General features: G+C 68.9%; 17 protein-coding genes. 10 read left to right on the plus strand and 7 right to left on the minus strand.

Annotated elements, in window-relative coordinates:
- Nucleotides 1-187: 187 nt before the first annotated feature.
- Nucleotides 188-907 (minus strand): CsgG/HfaB family protein, encoded by a 720-nt coding sequence (locus OD750_RS21340; protein WP_263544119.1) that lies wholly within the window; start codon nt 905-907, stop codon nt 188-190.
- Between the two features lie 509 nt (nt 908-1416).
- Between OD750_RS21340 and OD750_RS21345 the strand changes: the two genes are divergently transcribed.
- The 7 genes from OD750_RS21345 to OD750_RS21375 all read left to right on the plus strand — a co-directional run bounded on the left by OD750_RS21345 (nt 1417) and on the right by OD750_RS21375 (nt 11374).
- Nucleotides 1417-1653, plus strand: coding sequence for a hypothetical protein (locus OD750_RS21345; protein ID WP_263544120.1), 237 nt, complete (start codon nt 1417-1419; stop codon nt 1651-1653).
- A gap of 98 nt (nt 1654-1751) precedes the next feature.
- On the plus strand, nt 1752-2102 hold the full coding sequence (gene arsC / locus OD750_RS21350; RefSeq protein WP_263544121.1) for an arsenate reductase (glutaredoxin): 351 nt from the start codon (nt 1752-1754) through the stop codon (nt 2100-2102).
- Nucleotides 2103-2109: 7 nt separating this feature from the next.
- Nucleotides 2110-3009 carry a LysR family transcriptional regulator gene (locus OD750_RS21355; RefSeq protein ID WP_263544122.1) on the plus strand — a complete coding sequence of 300 codons (900 nt, stop codon included), beginning with the start codon at nt 2110-2112 and terminating at the stop codon, nt 3007-3009.
- A gap of 72 nt (nt 3010-3081) precedes the next feature.
- Entirely contained in the window at nt 3082-5913 is a 2832-nt protein-coding gene (locus OD750_RS21360) for a xanthine dehydrogenase family protein molybdopterin-binding subunit (RefSeq protein ID WP_263544123.1), read from the plus strand.
- Nucleotides 5910-6452: a (2Fe-2S)-binding protein gene (locus OD750_RS21365; protein ID WP_263544124.1), complete on the plus strand. Its 543-nt coding sequence runs from the start codon at nt 5910-5912 to the stop codon at nt 6450-6452. The genes OD750_RS21360 and OD750_RS21365 overlap by 4 nt, the downstream gene beginning before the upstream one ends.
- Nucleotides 6452-7729: a cytochrome c gene (locus tag OD750_RS21370; protein WP_263544125.1), complete on the plus strand. Its 1278-nt coding sequence runs from the start codon at nt 6452-6454 to the stop codon at nt 7727-7729. The genes OD750_RS21365 and OD750_RS21370 overlap by 1 nt, the downstream gene beginning before the upstream one ends.
- Nucleotides 7730-8053: 324 nt before the next feature.
- Nucleotides 8054-11374, plus strand: coding sequence for a S8 family serine peptidase (locus OD750_RS21375; RefSeq protein WP_263544126.1), 3321 nt, complete (start codon nt 8054-8056; stop codon nt 11372-11374).
- 85 nt (nt 11375-11459) lie between these two features.
- Here the strand turns inward: OD750_RS21375 and OD750_RS21380 are convergent, their stop codons facing one another.
- The 6 genes from OD750_RS21380 to OD750_RS21405 form a co-directional block, all read right to left on the minus strand.
- On the minus strand, nt 11460-12272 hold the full coding sequence (locus OD750_RS21380) for an amidohydrolase (protein ID WP_263544127.1): 813 nt from the start codon (nt 12270-12272) through the stop codon (nt 11460-11462).
- A gap of 179 nt (nt 12273-12451) precedes the next feature.
- Complete coding sequence (locus tag OD750_RS21385; RefSeq protein WP_263544128.1) at nt 12452-13597, minus strand: pyridoxal phosphate-dependent aminotransferase; 1146 nt, start codon at nt 13595-13597, stop codon at nt 12452-12454.
- Nucleotides 13598-13671: 74 nt separating this feature from the next.
- Nucleotides 13672-14790 carry an AI-2E family transporter gene (locus OD750_RS21390; protein ID WP_263544129.1) on the minus strand — a complete coding sequence of 373 codons (1119 nt, stop codon included), beginning with the start codon at nt 14788-14790 and terminating at the stop codon, nt 13672-13674.
- Nucleotides 14787-15053 (minus strand): hypothetical protein, encoded by a 267-nt coding sequence (locus tag OD750_RS21395; RefSeq protein WP_263544130.1) that lies wholly within the window; start codon nt 15051-15053, stop codon nt 14787-14789. The genes OD750_RS21390 and OD750_RS21395 overlap by 4 nt, the downstream gene beginning before the upstream one ends.
- A complete protein-coding gene (locus OD750_RS21400; RefSeq protein ID WP_263544131.1) occupies nt 15022-15459 on the minus strand; it encodes a hypothetical protein in 438 nt (145 codons plus the stop codon). The genes OD750_RS21395 and OD750_RS21400 overlap by 32 nt, the downstream gene beginning before the upstream one ends.
- On the minus strand, nt 15459-15923 hold the full coding sequence (locus OD750_RS21405; protein ID WP_263544132.1) for a hypothetical protein: 465 nt from the start codon (nt 15921-15923) through the stop codon (nt 15459-15461). Before OD750_RS21405 ends, OD750_RS21400 begins: the two co-directional genes overlap by 1 nt.
- 294 nt (nt 15924-16217) lie before the next feature.
- Here OD750_RS21405 and OD750_RS21410 point away from each other — a divergent pair, with 294 nt between their 5' ends.
- Genes OD750_RS21410 through OD750_RS21420 form a run of 3 tightly spaced genes read left to right on the plus strand, consistent with a single transcriptional unit; the run spans nt 16218 to nt 18389 of the window.
- Nucleotides 16218-16739 (plus strand): RNA polymerase sigma factor, encoded by a 522-nt coding sequence (locus tag OD750_RS21410; protein ID WP_263544133.1) that lies wholly within the window; start codon nt 16218-16220, stop codon nt 16737-16739.
- Nucleotides 16736-17797: a hypothetical protein gene (locus OD750_RS21415; RefSeq protein ID WP_263544134.1), complete on the plus strand. Its 1062-nt coding sequence runs from the start codon at nt 16736-16738 to the stop codon at nt 17795-17797. The genes OD750_RS21410 and OD750_RS21415 overlap by 4 nt, the downstream gene beginning before the upstream one ends.
- A gap of 10 nt (nt 17798-17807) precedes the next feature.
- The gene (locus tag OD750_RS21420) at nt 17808-18389 is read left to right on the plus strand and encodes an IMPACT family protein (RefSeq protein ID WP_263544135.1); all 582 of its coding nucleotides are present in this window, start codon (nt 17808-17810) and stop codon (nt 18387-18389) included.
- Nucleotides 18390-18431: the final 42 nt, after the last annotated feature.

Consider the following 18431-nt stretch of genomic DNA (forward strand, 5'->3'; position numbering starts at 1 on the left):
CGGTTCGCCGGACGGACGCGCCGAACCAGGCCCATAAAAAACGGCGAGGCCGCAAGGCCTCGCCGTTTTGCGTTTTACGCGGGTCGATCCGCCGCGATCGCGGCTTCGTCATGGGCGGCGCGGACGTCCAGTCCGCGCATGACGATGCGCTTCAACCGCCGCGGACGCCGCCCCTCGTCCGCAATGGTCAGTCGAGCTTGAGCGACTTCTTGGTCTTTTCGCGACGATTGGATTCTTTCGCGCGATATTCGTCTTCGCAGCTGCCGCGCTCGACCATCACGCAGTCGAGGTATTCGCTGACTTCCACGAGCGCCGCGCGAATCGCCTTGCCGGCCGGCGTGTTCTTTTCCGACGCGAGCGCGCCGCCGAAACCGCCGCGGAACACGCCGACGGAGACGCCACCGCCCGACGCGCGGCCTTCGACCGTACGCGAGAAGTCGATGTCGCCGGTCGTCGCGTTGACGACGCGGATGTCGACCGCGAGATACGCCTCGCTCTTCTTGCCGCCGAGCGAAATGCCCTTGAAGCTGATGCCGCCGCCGGTCGAGGCGGTGTTTTCCTCGTACGCCGTGACGGTGCCCATGACCAGATAGTCGGCGCCGGTGAGCTTGCCGATCTGGGCGCCGGTACCGGAACGCACGCGGCCCGAAGCGGCGAGATTCTGTTCTTCGAGCACCGATTCGAGCTTCTGGCGCTCGACGACCTTGAAATTGCCGCTCGACGCGAGTTCGTTCGACAGCATGCCCGAGAGTTCCCAGCCCACGCCGCCGCGCCACCAGCCGGCCGACGTCTCGTTCTTGAACTCGGCCACGCCGATCACCGGCTTGCCGCCGCCGGCGGCGAGCGCCGGACCCGTCAACACGGCACCGGCCACGGCCAATGCCACGCCCCACAACACCTTCTTCATTGCTAGCTCCTTGAACAATGCGGATAACGGCTGCCGCCCGCGCCCGGCCCGCCGGCGGAGCCGGACGGTCGACGCGGGTTTCTCGCTGAGTCGCCCTTACAACGAGTGTTGACATTCTAGCGAGCCCGCGCCGGAACTCGCCACCGTCGGGCCTCGACCACCGAACGAGGCGGCGGACCGAACCCGAACATGCCGACAGCCCTGCCCTGGAATACGTCAAACGGCGGAAAATCGCGTCATCGTCCTTTCAGACGCCCGGGGCACGACGGCACCGCCGCTCCCGGCCGATCGGCGCTCCATGCGAACAAAGTCACTATTTTTCATGTAACTATTTTTACAAAGCATTCGACGCTATGCGCGACAGCGCGACGCACGTCGAGTTCCCGCAAGAATCTCCGAGAAGATGAAGCACGGTTCACGCGATTAACCCCGCTGCAACGGCCGGTTAACCGGATCTGCACACGCAATCCGTAAGCTCGCGTATGTTTCGCCATCCCAAGGAGAACGCCATGCGCACATTGCGCACTCTGGAAACTCGTGCACTCGGATACGCCATCGAGCGCGTCGACGAACGCGACCATCTCGGCACCGTGCGCGCGAGCTGGTACGAAGTGCTCAGCCCGCAGGACGGCAGCGTGATCGGCACCGCCGCCGACCGCGCGACCGCCGAACGCGTCGTCATCTCGCGCGAACTCGACATCGCGCGCCGCGCCGTCGCCTTGAACGCCGCCGGTATCGCCGCCTGATCCGACCTCCTTCGCGCGGCCGGCGGACGCCAGCCCGCGCGCTTGCTCCGCGGCACGCGAGCCGGCACAGTGACGGCCTTTCCGCCGGCCGGCCCGTCATGAGCGCGTGCACCCTGTACTACAACCCCGACTGCTCCAAGTGTCGCGGCGCGCTGGAGCTGCTCGAAGGCCGCGGCATCGCGCCGCACATCGTGCGCTATCTCGACGCGCCGCCCGATGCGGCGGCGCTCGAACGCCTCGTCGGCCTGCTCGGCGGCAACGCGCGCGTGCTGCTGCGCGCCGACGAGCCGGAATATGGCGCGCTCGGCCTCGACGACCCCGGGCTCGACAACGCCGCGCTGATCGCCGCGATCGTGGCGCATCCGCGGCTGCTGCAGCGGCCGATCGTCGTCGCCGGCGGCAAGGCCGCGATCGGCCGCCCGCCGCAGCGCGTGCTCGACATTTTCTGAGAACGCCATGGACAAACTGCAGGCAATGCAACTGTTCGTGCGCGTGGTCGAATCGGGCAGCTACACCGCCGCGGCCGACCAGATGGAAATCTCGCGCGCGCTCGCGAGCAAGCTCGTGCAAGGCCTCGAAGACCAGCTCGGCGTGCGCCTGCTGCATCGCACGACGCGCAAGCTGAGCCTCACCGAAGCCGGCGAAAACTACTACCAGCGCGTCAGCGACATCCTGTCGGAACTCTCGCTCGCCGAGGCGCAAGCCGCCGAACTGCAGGCGGAACCGCGCGGGCGCCTGCGCGTCGCCGCGCCCATGTCGTTCGCGATCCACCATCTCGGCCCCGCGGTCGCCGAATTCCAGCAGCGGCATCCGCGCATCGAACTCGAACTCAACCTCAACGATCGCCAGGTCGACCTCGTCGACGAAGGCTTCGACTTGGCGATCCGCATCGCGCGCCTCGCCGACTCGAGTCTCGTCGCGCGCCGCATCACGCCGTGCCGGCTCGTGCTGGTCGCATCCCCGGCGTATCTCGCGCGGCACGCGCCGCTCGTCGAACCCGAACAGCTGTCGCAACACAATTTCTTGAGTTATACATTGACGCCGCGCAACGAGATATTTCTGGCGCGCGAGCACGAGCGCCGCACGATCCCGGTCGCCGGCGGCCTGCGCGTCAACAACGGCGACGTCATCGCGCAGGCCGCGGCGGCGGGTCTCGGCATCTGCCTGTCGCCGACGTTCCTCGCGTGGAAGCTGCTCAAGAACGGCGACCTCGTACGGGTGCTGCCGGGCTGGGAAATTCCGGACATCGCGGTGAACGCGGTCTATCCCGCCGGCCGCGCGGTGCCGGCGAAAACGCGCAGCCTGATCGACTTTCTCGTCGAGCGTTTCGGCCCCGAGCCGTACTGGGACCGCTGACGCGACGCTTGCGCTCGCCTCGGCTTCGGGCGTATTACGAAGGCCCGCAATGACCCACGTCGGAGCGTATCCATGCCGGTACGACAGGATCGCCGCCAGTTCCTGAAAACAACGCTGGTGGCGGGCATCGCCGTGACGATCGCCTCGCCCGGCAACTCGGCGCTCGCAGCGCTGCTCGAACGCGAGAACCTGCGCCCCGCGCCCTGGAATCCGAAAGACGGCAGCCTGCGCTACCGCGTCGACGCGACGGCGAAAGCCTGCGGCGACAAGCTGTTCGCGTACGACATGCGCGCGCGCAACCTCCCCGGCTGGCCGAAGGACCAGGCGCACGCGATGCTGCTGCGCGTCACGCGCGCCGACCGCGTCTACGCCGGTTTCGATCTCGCCGCGCTCGGCGAGGAACTCAAACCCGACCGCATCGTCACCGCGGCCGATCTCGCCAAGGACGGGTTGAAGTTCCCGCCGTTCTACGGCGACGACCTGCTGCTGCCCGAGGGCAAGACGCCGGCCTATCTCGGCCAGGCCGTCGCGATCCTCGTCTGGCACGACTTCGCGCGCTACCGCTTCGCCAAGAACGCGCTGAAGTTTCGCGACGACACGATCCGCTGGGGCGACGAAACCGGGCCGCTCGAACGCGATCCGTGGGCCGCGTTCCGCTACGTGCGCGTCGGCGGCGAAACGCCGTTCGACGACGATCGCTACTCAACACTCAAGGACACCGTAGTTTTTCCGGGCGGCTACAAGAAACAGCTGCCGCAGTGGCCCGAAGCGCTCGCCGGCGGCAAGCTCGGCGAGCAAGGCATGGCGCACGCGCAGGCGATGGCGCGCGAACTCGACGCGCCGCCGGCCGACTGGCTCGTGCTCGCGCGCGACTACGCGACGCAGTCGATCGACACGGCCGCGCTCGAACCCGACAACGCGAACGGCTGGTACGACGCGGCGAACGCCACGCTGCATCTCATCGTCGCCTCGCAGTCGCCGCAGGAAGTCGCCGAGGAATGCGCCAAGCTCATGGCCGCGAGCCGCACCGGTGCGAAACGTCTCGTGCTGCACCCGTGCTACACGGTCGGCTACGGTTCGAAGGACCACACTCACATGCCGTTCTACGGCTTCGCCGCGTCGTTCTACGGCGACGGCCGGCCGGTGCGCCTCGCCAACGATCGCTACGAGCAGTTCCAGTCGAGCCTGAAGCGCCACGCGTTCTCGATGAAGTACCGCGTGGCGGTCGAGCGCAAGACCGGAAAGATCCAGATTTTCACCGCCGACATGCAGGGCAACGGCGGCGGTCGCTGCAACTTCTCGCCGTCGGTCGCGCTGGTCGCGGCGACCGCGGCGCAATCGATCTACTACGTTCCGCGCAGCGACATGGCGAGCACGGCGCTCGCCACGCGCGCGCTCGACGCGGGTTCCGCGCGCGGCTACGGCACGTTGCAGAGCATGGCGGCGACCGAGATGATCGTCGACGAGATCGCGCACGAGCTCGGGCTCGACGCGATCGACCTGCGCCTCGCGAACGTGCTCAGGACCGGCATGAAGAACACGCAGGGCGCGATTCCCGGCGGCGCGCTGCGCGCCGACGAAGTGCTCGAAAAAGCACGCGCGCATCCGTTGTGGAAAGATCGCGCGGCCCGCAAGGCCGACTACGAAAACAGGCATCCGGGCCGTCGCTACGGCGTCGGCTTCGCCTGCGTGCAGAAGGATTTCGGCACCGGCGCGGAAGCCGCGTTCGCGCAGGTGGAAGTGTCCAGGGAGGGAAAAATCCGACTGCGCCACATCGCGGTCGAGATCGGCACCGGCATGACGTCGAGCCAGTCGGTGCTGTGCGCGCGCTGGTTCGGCCGGCCGGCCGACGCGGTGGAAACGGCGCAGACCGACTGGTCCGACCTGCCGCTCGTCGCCACGCACGATCCGTGGCTGATGCAGCAGGACGTCCAGGACAAGCAGGAGAAGAACCCGCGCTGGACGCCGCACCTGGCGACGCCGACGAGCGCGAGCAATTCGGCGTATTTCTACGGCCATGCGACGAGCGAAGCGGCGCGGCTCGTGTTCAACCATGGCCTGTGGCCGGCCGCGCTCGCGCTATGGGGCCGCGGCTACGGCGGCGGCCAGCTCGCGCCGCTTGCGGTGCGCCGCGAGGACGCGCGCTGGGTCGACGGCAGGCTCACCGCCGGCGGCCTCGCGCCGCTGACGCTCGAGGCGATCGTCGCGCACGCATACGAGGCGGGCCTCGTCACCGGCGCCGTCGTGCACACGTTCAACCGCTGGCAGTGGGCCGAGGCCGAGTTCCCGCTCGACGGCGCGGCCGAGCGCCTGCCCGTCGACGCGCTCGCGCTGCGCTACGGCGACGGCGCGAAGGCGACGACGCCGAACGGCTACCGCGTCGTCGACCGCAGCCGCGTGTTCTATCCGCCGGCGCAGCGCAACAACGCCGGCGTGACCTACTACAGCGCGATCGGCACGCTCGTGGAACTCGCGGTCGAACGCGCGAGCGGCAAAGTGCATTTGTTGAACCACCACTCGATCCTCGAATGCGGCAACGCGATCGTGCCCGAACTCGTCTCGGGCCAGCTGCAGGGCGGCATCGCGATGGGCATCGGTCACGCATTGCACGAATTCCTGCCGCTGTACGAGGACGGCCCCGGCAACGGCACGTGGAACTTCAACCGCTACACGCTGCCGCGCGGCAGCGACGTCGCGGTGTGGACGCAGACCGGCGAAGTGCTGCCGGCGCTGTCGGAAACCGATCCGCCCAAGGGCATGGCCGAGGTCGTGATGATTCCGATCGTCGGCGCGATCGTGAACGCAGTGCACCACGCCACGGACAAGCGGTTCTACGACCTGCCGCTGACGCCGTCGAAGATTCTCGCCGCGTTGGACGCCCCGCCGAACGGAGACAAGGCATGAAGACGCGACCGCTCACGCTGACCGTCAACGGCCGCCGGCACGGCCCGCTCGACATTCCCGAAGGCCTGATGCTGATCGACGTGCTGCACGAATGGCTCGACCTCACCGGCACCCGCTTCGGCTGCGGCCAGGGCGTGTGCCGCGCATGCACCGTGATCGTCGACGACGCCGACGGCAGCCGCGAGATGCGCACGTGCATCACCGGCGCGCACTGGTTCGACGGCAAGCAGATCCGCACCGTCGAGGGCCACGCGACGCGCGACGCCGCCGGTGCGGTAACCGCGGTCTCGCCGGTGCAGCAGGCGTTTCTCGATCACTACAGCTTCCAGTGCGGCTACTGCACGCCGGGTTTCGTCAACGCAGCGACCGTGCTCGTCGAACGGCTCGCGAAGGCCCCGATCGCCAAGGCCGACGTCGAAGCGATGGTCGGCGCGGCGCTCGAGCCGCACCTGTGCCGCTGCACCGGCTACGTCCGCTACTACGAAGCCGTGCGCGATCTCGTGCTGCGCACGCCGGGACTCGTCAAGGAGAACGCGTGATGATGCGCCGGCGCCGTCGTCGCTGGGGCCGCTGGCTGCTCGCGGCGATCGTGGCCGGCGTGCTGTGGCTCGTCGCCGCGAACATCCGCTGGCCCGACCGCGGGCCGGTGCAGACCGTCAGCGCGGCGCCGGAGCAGCTCGCGCTCGGCCGCTATCTCGTCGACGCGGCCGACTGCGCCGCTTGCCACACCGCACCGGGCGGCGCACCGTTCGCCGGAGGCGTGGCGCTGCCGACGCCGTTCGGCACGATCCACGGCACGAACATCACGCCCGATCCCGACCACGGCATCGGCCGCTACACCGCCGACGATTTCTATCGCGCGCTGACGCACGGCGAGGCGCGCGGCGGTCGCCAGCTGTATCCGGCGATGCCGTATCCGTCGTACCGCCGCATCGCGCGCGCCGACGCCGACGCGATCTACGCATACCTGATGACCCGACCCGCCGCCGCGGTGCCGAACCCGCGCAACGACGTCGGATTTCCGTTCAATATTCGTACACTGGTCAACTTCTGGAATTTTCTCTATCGCGACGCGGAAGGCGCGCCGGCGTCGCAAGGGCAGTCGCCCGCGTGGCAGCGCGGGCGTTATCTCGTCGACACGCTCGGCCACTGCGGCGACTGCCACAGCCCGCGCGGAACGCTCGGCCAGATCGAACACGCGCGCGCGCTGACCGGCAACGCCTCGCTCGGACGCGTCGCCGCGCCCGACATCACGCCGGCCGCGCTCGCGGCGCGCGGCTGGGATGCGCACGCACTCGACGCGTACTTGGCCGGCGGCATCGCCGGGCCGGCCGCGGCATCGGGAGAAATGGCGACCGTGGTCGCGCTGTCGACGAGTCGACTGTCCGACGACGATCGCACGGCGATGATCACCTACCTGCTCGGCGATTCGCCGGCGGCGGCGGGCCCTTCCGCGGTCGCGGAAACCGACGCCTCACTCGCGCCGGGTCGCGCTCACTACCTCGACCTGTGCGCCGGCTGTCACGGCGCAGAAGGTCGCGGCGTGCCGCATGTCGCCGTCGCGCTGGCCGGCAACAGTACGTTGCGGGATGTCAATCCGCATAATTTGATCATCGCGATACTCGACGGTATTCCCGAACATGCCTATGGGGATGTCGAGCGCCTGCAGGCCATGCCGGGCAGCGCGCGCGAGCTTGCCGATGCCGACGTTGCCGCGTTGGCAAACTGGCTGCGCGTACGCTGGGGCGACCAGAAGCCCACGGTCGATGCGGCCCTGGTCCGCGTTCTGCGCAGCCCGGCCGCGGCCTCGCACTGACGCGGGTAACGCGCCGCGATTGCATACGTTCTCGGCAGCTTCGCGTACATTCTCGGCTGCATTGAATGCTGCATAGCAACAGAACGATTCGCTGTTTGCGTGCCGTTCGCAAACCGAAACGTATGGCCTATAGTCGGTATTCGGTCTGGGTATATGGATTGAGCCGGGCGGCCTAAAGGGGGGCGCCGATCTCGCCCCGGACCGATCGACCGGTCGCGGTATGGCCGGTCAGCGTTACCCGTCGGCGGAAGGGATTCGAAGGCACAGACGTATGCCGCGCGCCGTTGGGTCTTGTTCGACGTTGCCAACTCCGGGGATTCATCCATGCGCAAGCCGTTGTATCTCGCGCTCGTCGCCCTTCTGGGTACGACGGGCATCGCCGCCGCCGGGCCCGACACGGTCCGCGTACGACTCGACCATTCCGACCTCGTCGCTGCCGAAGCGGTCGGCGTCACGCCGCTCTCGAGCACCGACTATTCCGGTTTCCGCGTGCTCGAACTGTCGCGCGCCGACGCCGACAAGCTCCTGTCGCGTTCGAGCCGCGCCGTCGAAATCGTCGACGCGGGCCGTATCCGCTTCAACGACGTCAGCTTCGATCCGCTGCGCGAAGGCCAGCAGTCGAGCAAGGGCTATTTCCCGACGACCGCCGACGGCAAGGGCCTGCACCTCGTGCAGTTCAACGCGCCGGCGAAGCAGGAGTGGCGCACCGCGCTCGAAAACGCCGGCCTGCGCGTGCTGCAGTACTACCCGCACGACACGTTCCTCGTCTGGGGCGCGATCGACACCGTTGCCGAAACCGCCTCGCAGCCGCACGTGCGCTGGCAGGGTGCGTTCCTCGCCGATTACAAGCTCAACGCCGACCTCGCGGGCCGTACCGGCCGCATCGCGAACGTCGACGTGCACTTCTACAACGACGGCAACGTCGAAGGCCTCGTCGAACAGCTGAAGAATCTCGGCGCGCACGTGCTCACGCATGCGGCGGCGCAGCCGGACAAGGCGTTCTACGACGCGTGGATCCAGGTCGACGCCGACAAGCTCGACGCGATCACGCGCATGCCGCAGGTCGTCGCGGTGGCCTACGCCAGTCCGCGCGGCTACTTCGACGACGAAATGTCCGACCAGATCGTCGCCGGCAACTACAACGCGTCGAACCAGCCGCAGACCGGCTACGCGCCGTGGCTCGTCACGTTCGGCTACGACGGCACCGGCGTCATCATGGGCGTGACCGACTCGGGCGTCGATCTGACGCATCCGGACCTGTCGCCGCGCATCGTCGGCGGCTATACGTTCCCGGGCTGCTCGAGCCCGGCCGGCGGCGACGACAATTCGTCCGGCGGACACGGCACGCACGTCGCCGGCATCATCGCGGGCCAGGGCGTCGGCGACGGCGCGGGCCCCGTTCCCGAAGCCGACGCGAACGGCTTCAAGTACGGCCTGGGCGTCGCCAAGGGCGCGCAGATCTACGCGATGGCGACCGTCGACTGCGGCGCGCCCTGGCCGCCGTCGACCGGCTGGCAGGAACTGTCCAAGCGCGGCCTCGCCGGCAACGCGATCGGCACGAACGCGAGCTGGACGACCGGCGAAGGCGCCAACCACGGCTACCAGGCGAGCGAACGCACGTTCGACACGATGATCCGCGACGGCGACTTCGACACCGCCGGCAGCCAGCCTTACATCATCGCGTTCTCGGCCGGCAACTCGGGTCCCAATCCGAGCACGCTGACCGCGCCAAAGGAAGCGAAGAACCCGATCATCTCGGCCGCCTCGCGCAACTTCCGCGTCGGCGCGATCAACGACATCGCGAGCTTCTCGAGCCGCGGTCCCGCGCGCGACGGCCGCGTGCTGCCGAACATCGCGTCGCCGGGCGAAGAGATCGCCTCGACGATGCGCCGCGGCGGCGGCGCCGCGTGCGCGACGGCGATCGCCGGCACGTCGAACTACTACGCGATGTGCAGCGGCACCTCGATGGCGTCGCCGCACACGGCCGGCGCGGTCGCCGTGCTGACGCAATGGTGGCGCGCGAGCCACAGCGGGGCCAATCCCAGCCCGGCGATGGCCAAGGCGCTGCTCGTCAACGGCGCGATCGACATGGGCACGGCCGACGTGCCGAACAACAACGAAGGCTGGGGCCGCATCAACCTGCCCCGCAGCATCGGCGCCGGCGTGCCGCAGCACACGATCGACCAGACGGTGCTGCTCGACAACGCCGGCGATTCGCACGCGCTGACGTTCGGCATCCCCGATCCGACCAAGCCGGTGCGCATCACGCTGACGTGGACCGACGCGCCCGGCGCGGTCGGCGCGAACCCGGCGCTGGTCAACAACCTCGATCTCGAAGTGGTCAACGCCGGCAACACGTACCTCGGCAACGTCATGACCGCTGGCGTCTCGACGACCGGCGGCACGGCGGACGCGAAAAACAATGTGGAAAACGTGTTCCTGCCGGCCGGCGCGAACGGCAGCGTCGCCGTCACCGTCAAGGCGACGAACCTGCCGGGCGACGGCGTGCCGGGCACGGGCGACGCGACCGACCAGGACTTCGCGCTCGTCTGCGACAACTGCTCGCTGACGCCGACCTACACGCTCGCGGCGGCGCCGCCGCGCCAGGAAGTCTGCGCACCGGCGAACGCGACGTTCCCGATCACGATCGGCTCGATCCTCGGCTACAGCAACGCGGTGACGCTGGCCACGTCCGGCGTACCCGCCGGCGCGACCGCGAACGTGACCCCGACGACGGTGACGCCGGGCAGCGGCACGGCGACGGCCACGCTGTCGGGCACCGGCAGCCTCGCCGCGGGCACGCACACGTTCAACGTCGACGCGACGTCGACGAGCGGCGCGCAGACGCTCGTGCTCACCACCGACCTGTCGACCGCCGCACCGGCCGCCGCAACGCTGACCGCTCCGGCGACCGGCGCGACCGGCACGCACGTGCTGCCGACGCTGCAGTGGAACGCGGTGCCGCAGGCGAAGAACTATCTCGTCGAACTCGCGACCGACGCCGCGTTCTCGAACATCGTGTTCACGCAGACCGTCACGGCCACCCAGGCGATCGTCAACACGTCGCTCGCGCCGCAGACGCAGTACTTCTGGCGCGTGCGCGCCAACAACGTCTGCGGCCCCGGCACGACGTCGGCGGTCTCGACGTTCACGACGGCGAACCTCGTCTGCATCGCGCCGAATCTCGACGTGCCCGACAACACCACGGCCGGCGTGAACTCCGATCTCGTGGTGCCATACACCGGTACGCTGTCCGATCTCGACGTGTCGCTGCGCCTGCCGCATACGTATCCGGGCGATCTCATCGTCACCCTGACGCACGTGGCGACCAATACGACCGTCATCATCGGCAACCGTCCGGGCGGCACCAGCTGCGGCGTCGACAACATCGACGTGTCGTGGAACGACCAGTCGGCCACCGCGATGGCGTGCCGCGCGACGTCGCCGGGCATCGGCGGCGACATCCGTCCGAGCAACCCGCTCGCGCCGTTCAACGGCAAGGCGCTCAACAGCACGTGGCGTCTGAACGTGGCCGACCGCGCGAACCAGGACACCGGCGTCATCGCCGAGTGGTGCCTGAAGCCCACGCTCGTCGCGCTGCCGGACAGCATCTTCGTCAACGGCTTCGAAACGCCGGTGCAATAAGCAAGAACGCCGCGCGGCTGCAACGGCCGCGCGGCGTTTCAAGGAAACAAGGGTCGCGGCTCTCGCAACGAGAGCCGCGCGAGAATCAGACCTTCAGTTCGAACTCGTCGGCGTCCATCCACGCGGGGAACCGCGCGCGGTGCGCGGCGAGCGCTGCCGGATCGAGCGTCACGGTGACCGTCAGTTCGGCCGCGCCGAGCTCGGCGAGCGGCTGTCCGACGAAGTCGATCACGGCGCTGTCGCCGGCGTAGTTGAGATCGTTGCCGTCGGTGCCGACGCGGTTGACGCCGATGCAGTAGGAGAGGTTTTCGATCGCGCGCGCCAGGAGCAGCGTGCGCCACGGATGCCGGCGCGCGCTCGGCCAGTTCGCGACGAAGATCAGCGCGTCGTAGTCGAAGCGGTCGGCGGCGCTCTTGCCGTAGCGGTTGCGGATCCACACCGGAAAGCGTAGGTCGTAGCAGACCATCGGACAGATGCGCCAGCCCTTGAGCTCGACGACGAGACGCGCGTCGCCGCCGGCGTAGCGCTCGTGCTCGCGCGCCATGCGAAACAGATGGCGCTTGTCGTAGGTCTCGAACGTACCGTCGGGGCGCATCCAGACGAGGCGATTGAGGCAGCGCTCGCCGTCGCGGATCACGATGCTGCCGGTGACGACGGCGCCGGCGTCGGCCGCCGCGTCGCGCAGCCAGGCGAGACTCGGCCCGTCCATCGTCTCGGCGTTGCCGAGCGTTTCGTTGGTGAAGCCGCTCGTGAACGTCTCGGGCAGCACGATGAGATCGGTCGTGCCCTTGAGCGCGCGGATTTTCTCGCCGTAGTAGTCGCGATTGCCTGCGGCGTCGTGCCAGCGGGTGTTGCCCTGGACGAGCGAGACGCGCAAAGGTTCGGTGGGATGGGACATGGTGGATTTATCAACCCTTGAACTAGCGAATCTTTAGCCCTCTCCCCCAAGCCTGCTTGGGGGAGAGGGTTGGGTGAGGGGGCGGCGTCCGGCGCTTCGTCAAGGTCGAGGAAGTATCCGGCGTCTCCCCCTCACCCCAGCCCTCTCCCCAAGGCTGCGCCTTGGGGGAGAGGGAGCGCTCAAAGCTTCACCAACCGCTCCGCGGCCGCCACCAGCGTCGGATCGTTCTTGGCAAAGCAGAACCGCACGATCTTCGCGTCCGGCGCGGTTTCGTAGAACGCCGACACCGGAATCGCCGCGACGCCCGCCTCGCGCACGAGCCATTCGCAGAAATTCAGATCGTCCTTGTCGCTGATCGCCGAGTAGTCGACGAGCTGGAAATACGCGCCGCGCACCGGCAGCAGCTGGAACTTCGACGGCGCCAGCAGCTCGCGGAAGCGGTCGCGCTTGGCCTGGTAGAACGCCGGCAGGTCGAGATAGTGCTGAGGATCGGATTCGAGCACCTGCGCGAACGCCCACTGCGCCGGACTGAACGTGCAGAACGTGAGGTACTGGTGCACCTTGCGGAACTCGGCCGACAGCGCGCGCGGCGCGACGCAGTAGCCGACCTTCCAGCCGGTGCAGTGATACGTCTTGCCGAACGACGAAACGACGAAGCTGCGCTCGGCGAGCTCCGGATGCCGCAGCACGCTCTCGTGCGGCGCGCCGTCGAACACGATGTGCTCGTACACCTCGTCGGAGATCACGAGGATTTCCGTATCGCGCGTCAATGCCGCGAGCGTGTCGAGATCGGCCGACGAGAGCACCGCGCCGGACGGATTGTGCGGGCTGTTGATCATGATCACGCGCGTCCTGGCCGTGATCGCATCTTTCACGCGCTGCCAGTCGACCGAAAAGTCGGGCAGCGTCAGCGGCACGTGCACCGCGCGGCCGCCGACGAGATCGATCGCCGGCTCGTAGCAGTCGTAGCACGGGTCGAGCACGATCACCTCGTCGCCGGGACGCACGACCGCGGCGATCGCCGCGAAGATCGCTTCGGTCGCGCCGGACGTCACCGTCACCTCGGCGTCGGCGTTCACCTTGCGGCCGTAAAGACGCTCGGTTTTCACCGCGATCTGTTCGCGCAGCTTCGGCACGCCGGTCATCGGCGCGTACTGGTTCTTGCCCGAGTTCATCGCCGCGGCGAGCGCGTCGCGCAGCGACTGCGGGCCGTCGAAATCGGGAAAGCCCTGCCCGAGGTTGACCGCGTCGTGCTGCAGCGCGAGCTGGCTCATCACGGTGAAGATGGTCGTGCCGACCTTGGGCAACTTGGTTTCGATCTGCATGCGGATGCGTTTCCGTAGTCCGTTTGGACGGCCAAATTAGAAGGCTGCCGATGGTATCACGCGCGATCGCCCGCCTACCCGACGAGCTGGGCGAACCAGCGCCAGCCGGCGACGCGCTGGCATATGATTTTCAGTGCTACCAATACGGGCACCGCGACGACGATGCCGATCGCGCCCCACAGTCCGCCGAGCACGATCAGCCAGACGAGTATCACGACCGGATTGAGCTCGAGCCGCCGGCCGAGCACCAACGGCGACAGGAACTGCCCTTCGATCACCGCGAGCAGCGCGAACAATCCGGCCGGCACGAACGCGGCGCCGACGTTCGCGTAAGTGACGAGGCCGATCAGCACGAACAGCACCGTCATGCTCATCGGGCCGACGTACGGAATGAAGTTCAGCACCGCGGCCAGCACGCCCCACAGCAACGGATCGCCGATGCCCGACGCGTACGCGATCGTGCCCGCGCCGACGCCGACGGCGCCGTTGATCAGCGCCGCGGTCGCAAGATAGCGCGACATGTCGCGCTGGATCGTGCGCGCGATGTCGACCGCGTTCGCCTTGTGCTCGTCCGACGGCGCGATCTCGACCGCGCGCGCGAGCATCGACTCGCCGTACACGAGAAAAAAGTACACAAGCAGCACGACGGTAAAAAGGGCCAGCACCAGCCGCGGCGCGGCGCCGACCGTCTCCCACACGTCGAACAGCACCGGCGTGGCCGGCGTCGTCGCGTTGCGCGCACCGATCATCGTCTGCGTCGCGCGGCCGGCCGCTTCGATCTGCTGCGTCACCGCGCGCATCTTCGGCGCCAGCGCGCGCACGGCCTCCGGCGCGCGCTCCATCCAGTGCTGCGCCGGTTCGGCGATCCACACGACGAGCAGCGCCAGGATCGACAACCCCGCGATCATCACCAGCGCCGCGACGAGCGCGCGCGGAAACCAGCGTCGCGACAAACCGGCGACGATCGGGTTGAGCGACAGCGCGACGAGGCCCGCGAACAGCACCGGCACGACCACGGTCTTGGCGAGATACAGCGCCGCGAACGTCGCCAGCACGCACAGCCAGACGAGGATCAGGCGCACCGATGCGAGCTGGCGCTGCTGGCGCCGCGTCACCTGCGTGGCGTCGCCCGGCACGTCGGGCTCGGCGTCGACGAGGCGCCAGTGCGTCGCCTGCCACCAGCGCGGGCTCATGCGCCGCGCGCCGTGAACGCGTCGAGGACGCGGCCCAGCGCGAAGCGCCCGAGCCCCGCGAACGCGACGCCGCGCCAGCGCCGCGGCAGGATCACGAACAGAAAGCCCGCGACGAGCGCGACGCCGAGCACCGCCTGCGGCGAAACGCTGCGCAGCGAGCGCTTCAAGCCCTTCGACTCGCCGCCGAGATCGGCGAGCGCCCGGTCGACGCGCGCCGCGGCCGCGTCGACGTCAGCTTTCGCGCGAGTCAGATTCGTCGCCATGACCTTCGCTCCTTTCGAGCCAATCGGCGAGCCGCCGCCGCGTCTGCGCGTAACTCGCCGCGCGCAGCGCGCTCGCGAGCATCCATACGGCAATGCCGAAAACCACGGCGCTCGCACCCGCAAGCCACGCGAGCGCCGCGCCGACCGAACCGGTGAGCTGTATCAGCGCGAGCAGCAGCGCGCCCCACAGGCTCGCGACCAGCAGCACCGCGAACAGCACGACGACGACGAGCCACGCGAGCGCATGCGGCACCGCGGCGCGCGCCAAGCGCGTTTCGGCGCGCAGCAGCGCGAGCGCGGCCTGCCCCGCTTCGCCAGCGAGGCCTCCCATGCGGGCCAGGCGCATGAACACGCCCTTGCGGCGGCGTTTGCGCGGTCGCGGCGATGCGTCGTCGTCGGTCGCCATCAATCGCGCCGGCGGCCGCGCAGCAGATGCGCGAACACGGCGCCGGCCGCCGCCGCTATCGCGACGGAACGCACCGGATGCTTGCGCACGAAGCGCGATACGCCCAGGCCCAGCGCGCGGCCGAGTTCGATCGCGTCTTCGGCGATTTCCTCGCCGAGTTCGGCCATGTCGCCGGCCGCGTCGCTCAACGTCTCGCGCGCTTCGCTCGCGGCGCGGCGCGTCTCGGCGCGCACGTTCTTCGCGCGCTTGCCGAGATCGACGCCGAGCTGGTTGACGGTGCCGCGCGCCTCGCTCCACGCGCGGCCGAGCGTATCGGTCAGCTCGTGCACCGCGGCTGCGGCATTCGGTTCGTCGCCGCCCGCATCGGCAGCGCTCGTATCGGCCGCGTCGTGCGCGTTCTGCGCGCCGTCGCCCGCGTCGGGCTGCGGCTTGATTCGGGTCGGGGTCTTTTCGGTCGAGGCCATGAGTCGGTTCCTTGTTGTCGAAGGCAGCCGGCGAGCGCGCACCAAACACCCGCGCTCGCCACCACGCGGCTCGTCCCCGTGCCGCGACCGCGTGAGCGTAGCAGGCGCGCCTTGCCCGGCGACAGGTTTAACCCCACCTCCGGCTGAACGCCGTTGCATGCCCGCGACACCATGAAACGGTCCACATCCACGGTTCTGCACATGGCCGAGCGCCGCGACGGCAAGCGAGCTCAAACGTCCGGCAACCTGCTACCCTCGCGCCCCATGAGGGAGGAGTGTTCGGACGAAGAATTGATGCTGGCTTACGGGCACGGCGACGTGCATGCGTTCGAAGCCCTGTACGCGCGCCATCGCGGCACGTTGTACCGCTTTCTGATGCGATCGTGCCGTGACCGCGCCAGCGCCGACGAGCTGTTCCAGGAAACGTGGAGCCGCGTCGTGGCTGCGCGCGAGCGCTATCGTCCGGAGGCGAAGTTCAGCACGTGGATGCTGCAGATCGCCCACAATCTTTGGATCGACACGATCCGGCGTCACCGGCCGCAAGCCGGCGAGGAAGAAACCGAGCACGTGTTCCGCACCCTGGACGCGCCGGAAACCGAGCAGCCCGACCGGCTGCTGTCGGAATTCGAGCAGCGCCGCCGCCTGCAACTGGCGCTCGAAGACCTGCCCGACGAACAGCGCACCGCGTTTCTGCTGCGCATGGAAAGCGAGCTGGGCCTCGAGGAAATCGCCCAGATCACCGGCGCCGGCCAGGAGACCGTGAAGTCGCGGCTGCGCTACGCGTTCGCGAAGATACGCGCAAGGTTTTCCGAATGAGCGACAAACCCTCCATCGACCGCGAGCTCGACGCCTTCCTGTCCGGAGAAGACAACGAGATCGCGCGCATCTACAAGAAGCTGCCGCAGTCCGAACCCGACGCGCGGCTCGACGCCGCCGTGCTCGCCATGGCACGCGGCGCGGTCGAACCGCAGCGCCGTGCCGCGATCCGCCACGCGCGCGCGCAGCATCGCCTGCCCGGCTGGATGATCGGCATCGGCACCGCGGCCGGCTTCGTGTTCGCCGCGGGCCTCGCCTGGCAGCTGCGCAACAGCATCAACCCCGCGCCGGGCGGCGAGATGCGTCCGGCGCGAGAATCCAACGACGTCATCAACGTGACGATCCTCGCGCCGCCGCCCCCGCCGCCGGCAGCGGCTCCGCCGTCGCCGCCGGAACCGGCGGCTCGCGCAGCCGCGCCTGCCGCGGCCCAGGTCGCGCAGGACAAGGACGCGATGCTCGAAAAGCTCGAAGCGCCGCGCGCGAAACCCGAAGTGCACGGCGTTACAGAGTACACGCTGCCGGGCGGTTCGGCCGGTCGCCGGCCGCAGCCGGCGCCGTTTTCGGCCCTGGGGCAGGACGACCGGCAGGAACGCGGCAACGAACTCGACACCGTCGAGGTGACGGGCAATCGCATCCGCCGCGTCGACCTTGAAACCGCGCAGCCGACGCTGTCGCTCGAACGCGACGAGATCGGCGCCGACGCGAAAAAGCAGAGCAACGGCAAGCTCGGCGCGCCGCGCGAGGAAGAAATCCAGCGTCGCCGCGACCTGCGCGCGCAGGCGAAGGAAAAAGCCGCCGCCGCGCCGCCGGCCGCGAACGCCGCGGCGGTCGCCGAACCGAAGGCCGACGCGGGCTCCGACCGCATCCTGCCCGTCAATTCCGCCGGTCTGCAGCGCAACGCGAAGCTGCCCCCGGACAAGTGGTTGCTGAAAATTCGCGAGTTGTTGCAGCAGAACAAACGCGACGAAGCGATCGACAACATCGACTACTTCCGCGCGAAATACCCGAGCTACCCGCTGCCCGACGACCTGCGCAAGCTCTCCGACGAGTCGCAATGACCGCGCCGCTGTGCGCGCTGCCGCATCCGGTCGAGATCGCGCAGGAGATCAAAAAAGCCGCTTCGTCGCGCGTGCCGCGCCGGTCGCGACGCCGGCCGCGGCGCTCGCCTGGCTCGACGACATCGCCGACCGCGCGGCGACGCACAACTGCTGGGCCTACCGCATCGGCCAGAACTACCGCTTCTCCGACGACGGCGAACCCGGCGGAACGGCCGGAAAACCCATCCTGCAGGCGATCGACGGCCAGGGCTTCGACCAGGTGATGGTCGTCGTCACGCGCTGGTACGGCGGCATCAAGCTCGGCGCCGGCGGTCTCGTGCGCGCCTACGGCGGCGCGGCGGCCGAATGCCTGCGCACCGCCCCGCGCGTGGCGATCGTGCACAAGGTGTCGGTCGAGTTCGCGCTGCCGTTCGCCGCGCTCGCGACGCTCGGTGCGCGTCTGCCGGAATTCGACGCCGACAAGCTCGCCGAAACGTTCGACGCCGACGGCGCGCGCCTCACCGTCGCGCTGCCGGCCGCACGCGTCGACGCGCTCGCGCAACTCGTCGCCGACCTCACGCGCGGTCGCGCCGCGCTGCGCATCGTCGACTGACGCACGTTGAAAACGCCCGCACCGAACCCAACACGCTGTTGT

The organism is Tahibacter soli (genome assembly GCF_025717065.2).
Taxonomy (GTDB): domain Bacteria; phylum Pseudomonadota; class Gammaproteobacteria; order Xanthomonadales; family Rhodanobacteraceae; genus Tahibacter; species Tahibacter soli.